The following is a 5,835-nucleotide window of genomic DNA, read 5'->3' on the forward strand; positions in this document are numbered from 1 at the left end:
GATGGCCGCCGACATGCCGCACGTGCGGGTCCTGGTGCTCAGCATGGCCGACGACGACGATTCGGTCTTCGCCGCGAGGGCCCCGCTGGGCGGCGCCGAGCCCGTCCGGCCCTGGCGCCCGCGCGGCACCATCCTCGTCACCGGCGGCACCGGAGGGGTCGGCGCACAGGTCGCCCGCCGCCTGGCGGAGACCGGCGCGGAGCACCTGCTGCTGCTCAGCCGGCGCGGCGACCGGGCGCCCGGCGCGGCCGAGCTGGCCGGGGAGCTGGCCGCGCTCGGCGCCGGGGTCACCATGGTCGCCTGCGACGTCACCGACCGGACCGTGCTCGCCGATCTGATCGCCGCCGTGCCGCGGGAGCGGCCGCTGACCGCCGTCGTGCACGCGGTGGGCGTGGTCCAGTCGACGACCATCGAGGAGACCGGCCTCGCCGACTTCGCCGAGCTGGTGCGGGGCAAGGTGCTCGGCGCCGAGGCCCTCGACGAGCTGCTCGGCGACCGGCCCCTGGACGCCTTCGTGCTCTTCTCCTCCAACTCCGGCGTCTGGGGCAGCGGCCGGCACAGCGCGTACGCGGCGGCCAACGCCCACCTCGACGCGCTGGCCGAGCGGCGCCGGGCGGCCGGGCGGACCGCCACGTCGGTGGCCTGGGGCGCCTGGGGCGGCGGGGGCATGCTCACCGGCGAGGGCGTCGAGGACTGGATGCGCCGTCGCGGGGTCCTGGAGATGCCCGGCGAGCTCGCGCTCAACGCCATGGTGCAGGCCGTCGAGCACGACGAGACGTTCGTCGCCGTGGCCGACGTGGACTGGGCCCGGTTCGTGGACGGGTTCACCTCCGGGCGGCCCAGCCCGCTGATTTCGCGGTTGCCCGACGTACGACTCCTGCTGCAACGTCCGGCGGAGGAGCCCACGGCGGCGACGGCCGGACGGTTCGCGCACGCGTCCCCGGCCGAGCTGCTCGACCTCGTCCGCGCGGAGGCGGCCGCGGTCCTCGGGCACGCCGACCCGGCCGGCGTCGGCCAGGCCCGGCCCTTCAAAGAGCTCGGCTTCGACTCGCTGACCGCGGTCGAGCTGCGCAACCGGCTGCGCGCCGCGACCGGCCTGCAGCTGCCCGCGTCCATGGTGTTCGACTACCCGACGCCGCTGGCCCTGGCCGGGTACCTGCGCGCCGAGCTGGCCCCCGAGGACGCCGGCGACGGCCTGGCCGGCCTGGACCGGCTGGAGGCGGAGCTGGACCGGGTGGCCGGGGACCCCGACCTGCGCGCCCGTACCGCCCTGCGGCTGCAGTCGATGCTGAGCCGGCTGTCCGGGGCGGCCGAGGAGTCCGGGGCCGGGCTCGCCACCGCGACGGCCGAGGACATGTTCGCGCTCATCGACCGTGAGTTCGGAGCGTCGCAATGAACAACGAAGAGAAGCTGCTCGAGTACCTCAAGCGGATGACCGGCGACCTGCGCCAGGCGCGGGAGGCCGCGCACGAGCCGATCGCCGTCATCGGCATGGCCTGCCGCTACCCGGGCGGGGTGGACACCCCGGAGGGGCTGTGGGAGCTGGTCGCGGGGGAGCGCGACGCCATCTCCGCCTTCCCGGACAACCGCGGCTGGGACGTCGAGAGCGTCTACGACCCCGACCCGGCCGCGGTCGGCAAGAGCTACGTGCGCGAGGCCGGTTTCCTGCACGACGCGGGCGAGTTCGACGCCGGGTTCTTCGGCATCTCCCCGCGCGAGGCCCTCGCCATGGACCCGCAGCAGCGGCTGATGCTGCAGATCGCGTGGGAGGTCGTGGAGCGGGCCGGGATCGACCCGGAGTCGCTGCGCGGCACCCGCACCGGCGTCTTCGTCGGCTGCAACAACCTCGACTACGCCCGCGACCTGCGCCGCGCGCCCGAGGGGCTGGAGGGCTACCTCGGCACCGGCAACCTCGCCAGCATCGTGTCGGGCCGGATCTCCTACACGATGGGCCTGGAGGGCCCGTCGATGACCATCGACACCGCCTGCTCCTCGTCGCTGGTGGCCATGCACCTGGCCGCGCGGGCGCTGCGGGCCGGCGACTGCACCCTCGCCCTGGCCGGCGGCGTGACCATCATGGCGAGCCTCGCCGGCTTCGTGGAGTTCTGCCGGCAGCGGGTGCTGGCCGCCGACGGCCGCTGCCGCGCGTTCGCCGACGGCGCCGACGGTTTCGGCCCGTCCGAGGGCGCGGGCGTACTGCTCCTCGAACGCCTCTCGGACGCCCGGCGCAACGGCCACCGGATCCTGGCCGTGGTCCGCGGCTCCGCGGTGAACCAGGACGGCGCCTCCAACGGCCTGACCGCCCCCAGCGGCCCGTCCCAGCAGCGGGTCATCCGGGCCGCGCTCGACGACGCCCGGATCGCGCCCGGCGAGGTCGACGCCGTCGAGGCCCACGGCACCGGCACGGCGCTCGGCGACCCGATCGAGGCGCAGGCCCTGCTGGCCACCTACGGCCGCAACCGCTCCGCCGACGGGCCCCTGTGGCTCGGCGCGGTGAAGTCGAACATCGGCCACACCGCCTCCGCGGCCGGCGTGGCCGGCGTCATCAAGATGGTGCTCGCGATGCGCCACGGGCTGCTGCCCCGGACGTTGCACGTCGACACGCCGACCACGCACGTGGACTGGTCCTCGGGCGCGGTCTCGGTGCTGACCTCGGCCCGGCCGTGGGAGACGCCCGGGGATCGCCCGCGCCGGGCGGGGGTCTCGGCGTTCGGCATCAGCGGCACCAATTCCCACGTGATCCTCGAGTCCTTCGCCGAGACCCCGCAGCGGTCCGACTTCTCCGGCCCGGTGCCCCTGCTCGTCTCGGCCCGCTCGGAACCTGCGCTGCGGGCGGCCGCGGACCGGCTGGCGCGGCGGCTGACCGGCGACCTGAGCCTGCTCGACGCGGCCGCGTCGCTGGCGACCGGGCGGGCCGCGCTGGAGCACCGGGCCGTGGTGGTGGCCGCGGACCACGCGGAGGCCCTGGCCGGCCTGCGGGCCTTGGCCGACGGTGCGCCGGCGCCCAACCTGGTCGAGGGATACGTGCCGGCCGAGCGCCGGGCCGTGTTCGTCTTCCCGGGTCAGGGTTCGCAGTGGGTGGGTATGGCGTCCGAGCTGTTGGCCGACTCCCCGGTGTTTGCCGAGTGTGAGCGGGCCCTGGCGCCGTTGGTGGACTGGTCGTTGCGGGAGGCGTTGGCCGATCCGGAGTTGTTGGAGCGGGTCGATGTGGTGCAGCCCGTTCTGTGGGCGGTGATGGTGTCGTTGGCCGCGGTGTGGGAGTCCTATGGCGTGGTTCCGGCGGCGGTGATTGGTCATTCGCAGGGTGAGATCGCGGCGGCGGTGGTCGCGGGTGGTCTGTCCATTGTGGATGGTGCTCGGGTGGTGGTGCTGCGGTCGAAGGCGCTGCGGGCGATTGCTGGTCGCGGTGGGATGGTGTCGGTTGCGGCGCCGGTCGATCGGGTGCGTGAGCTTCTCGGTGACCGGCTGTCGGTCGCGGCGGTCAATGGTCCGTCGGCGACCGTGGTGGCCGGCGAGGTCTCGGCGTTGGAGGAGTTCATGGCCTCCTGTGGCGATGAGGTCCGGGTGCGCCGGATTCCTGTGGATTATGCGTCGCACACGCCGCACGTGGAGGAACTGCGTGAGCAGATTTTGGCTGATCTCGAGGGTCTCAACCCGGTATCTGGGCGGGTGCCGTTCATATCCGCTGTGACGGGCGATGTGCTGGATATGTCGCTTTTGGATGGGACATATTGGTACACGAATCTTCGGCAGCCGGTGCGGTTTGACGATGCGGTGAACACTGCGCGGGGGCTCGGGCTTGATGGGTTTGTTGAGTGCAGTGCGCATCCGGTGCTGGCGCTCGGGGTGGGGACGCTGCGCCGGGATGACGGTGGGATGCGGCGGCTGGTCGCCTCGTTGGGGGAGGCGTGGGCGCAGGGGATTGGCGTCGACCTCCGGCCGCTGGTGGATGGTGGGCGGCTGGTGGACCTGCCGACGTACCCGTTCCAGCACGACACCTTCTGGCTCGCCGGCAACGCGGGCGCCCCGGACGAGCCGTTGGTCCGGCTGGCCCACACCGACGCTTACCTCCTGACCGAGCGCCCCTCGCTGCGCGCCCACTCGACCATCGCCGAGCTGGCGCTGCGGGCCGGCCTGGAGTGTGGCTGCCCGACCATCGAGGAGTTGACCATCCGGGCCCCGCTCGCCCCGGGGAACCGGGCCCAGGTCTGGGTCGGCGAGCCGGACGGCGACGGCCGGCGCCCGCTGACCGTCCACTCGCGGCGCTCCGAGGACGACGACTGGAGCCCGCACGCGACCGGCACCCTCGGCCCGGCCAGGCCCGCGACCGGGTTCGACCCGGACGACCACGACCTCACCGTGTCGCTGGCCGGCGACGACGACCCCCGCTACGCGATCCACCCGGGGCTGCTCGACGCCGCCCTGCAGCCCGAGGACGACGGGCTGGTGCCGGCCGAGTGGCGCGGCGTCACCCTGCACGCGACCGGCGCCACCGCGCTGCGGGTCCGGACCACGCGGCCGGACGGGGACCGGGCGTCGGTGCGGGCGGCCGACCCGACCGGCGCGCCGGTTCTCGAGATCGAGTCCGTCGAGTGGCGCCCGCCGGAGACCGCCGAGGCCACCCACCTGTACCGGATCGGCTGGCAGCCCCTGGAGGTGCCGCCCGCCGAGGGCGACATCGCCGTGCGGTGGCTGGAGACCGGCCCGGACATCGTCGTCGACGCGCTGCTCCTGGCCCAGGAGGAGACCGAGCGGGACGGGCCGCTCGCCGTGGTGACCCGCGGCGCGGTCGCGGTCGGCGGGGAGGCCCCCGACCCGGGCGCCGCCGCGGCCTGGGGCCTGCTGCGCTCCGCCCAGTCCGAGAGCCCCGGCCGGCTCGTCCTCGTCGATGTCGACGCCACCGACGCGTCGGCGCGGGCCGTCCCGGCCGCTGCCCTCGCCGCCGCGGCGGCCGGCGAGACCCAGCTGGCCCTGCGCGACGGCCGCGCCCTGCTGCCCCGCCTGGAGCGGGCGGCCGGCGAGCCCGGCCCGGGCTCGGACGGGTTCGCTGAACGGCTGCGGGGCGGCACCGTCCTCGTCACCGGCGGCACCGGGGCCCTGGGCGCGCTGGTGGCCCGGCACCTGGTCTCGGCGTACGGCGTCCGTGACCTCCTGCTGCTGAGCCGCCGCGGCCCGGCCGCCCCCGGCGCCGAGGAACTGGCCGCCGGCCTGCGCGCGGCCGGCGCCACCGTTGATGTGTCGGCCTGCGACGTGGCCGACCGGGAACAGCTCGCGGCCGCGCTCGCCGGCCGCACCCTGACCGGCGTCGTGCACGCCGCCGGCACGCTCGACGACGGCACCGTGGCCGCGCTGACCCCGGACCGCGTGCGGGCCGCGCTGCGCCCCACCGCCGACGCGCTCGCCCACCTCGACGAGCTCACCGCCGGCGCCGGCCTCGCCCTGTTCGTCGTCTTCTCCTCGATCGCGGGCCAGCTCGGCAACCCCGGCCAGGCCAACTACGGGGCGGCCAAGACGTTCCTGGACGCCTTCGCCCAGCGCCGCCGGGCGGCCGGGCGCCCGGCCACCGCCCTCGCCTGGGGTCAGTGGGCGGTCGACGGCGGCCTCGGTGCCGGGGCGGAGCCGGCCCGCGCCGGCCGGTCCGGCATGCACCCGTGGAGCCCGGCGGACGGCCTGGCCGCCTTCGACGCGGCCGTGCGCCGCCCCGAGGCGCTGCTGCTGCCGGTGCGGTTCGACTTCGCGGCGCTGCGGGCCCAGGCGCGCGGCGGCCCCCTTCCGCCCGTCCTGCGCGGCCTGATCCGGGCCGGGCTGCGCCGGGCCGCCGGCGGGGACGGCGGC

The 5,835-nt window shown here is 75.7% G+C and carries 2 protein-coding genes; both read left to right on the top strand.

All coding sequences use genetic code 11. From position 1 onward, the window contains the following. On the top strand, positions 1–1,396 hold a 1,396-nt coding region (locus AB0M46_RS50830), incomplete at its 5' end, for a beta-ketoacyl reductase (protein WP_363348898.1). After that, a partial coding sequence (locus AB0M46_RS50835; RefSeq protein WP_363348900.1) for an SDR family NAD(P)-dependent oxidoreductase occupies positions 1,393–5,835 on the top strand: 4,443 nt, incomplete at its 3' end. The genes AB0M46_RS50830 and AB0M46_RS50835, both read left to right, overlap by 4 nt.

The organism is Dactylosporangium sp. NPDC051485, assembly GCF_040682015.1.
In the GTDB taxonomy this organism is placed as follows: domain Bacteria; phylum Actinomycetota; class Actinomycetes; order Mycobacteriales; family Micromonosporaceae; genus Dactylosporangium.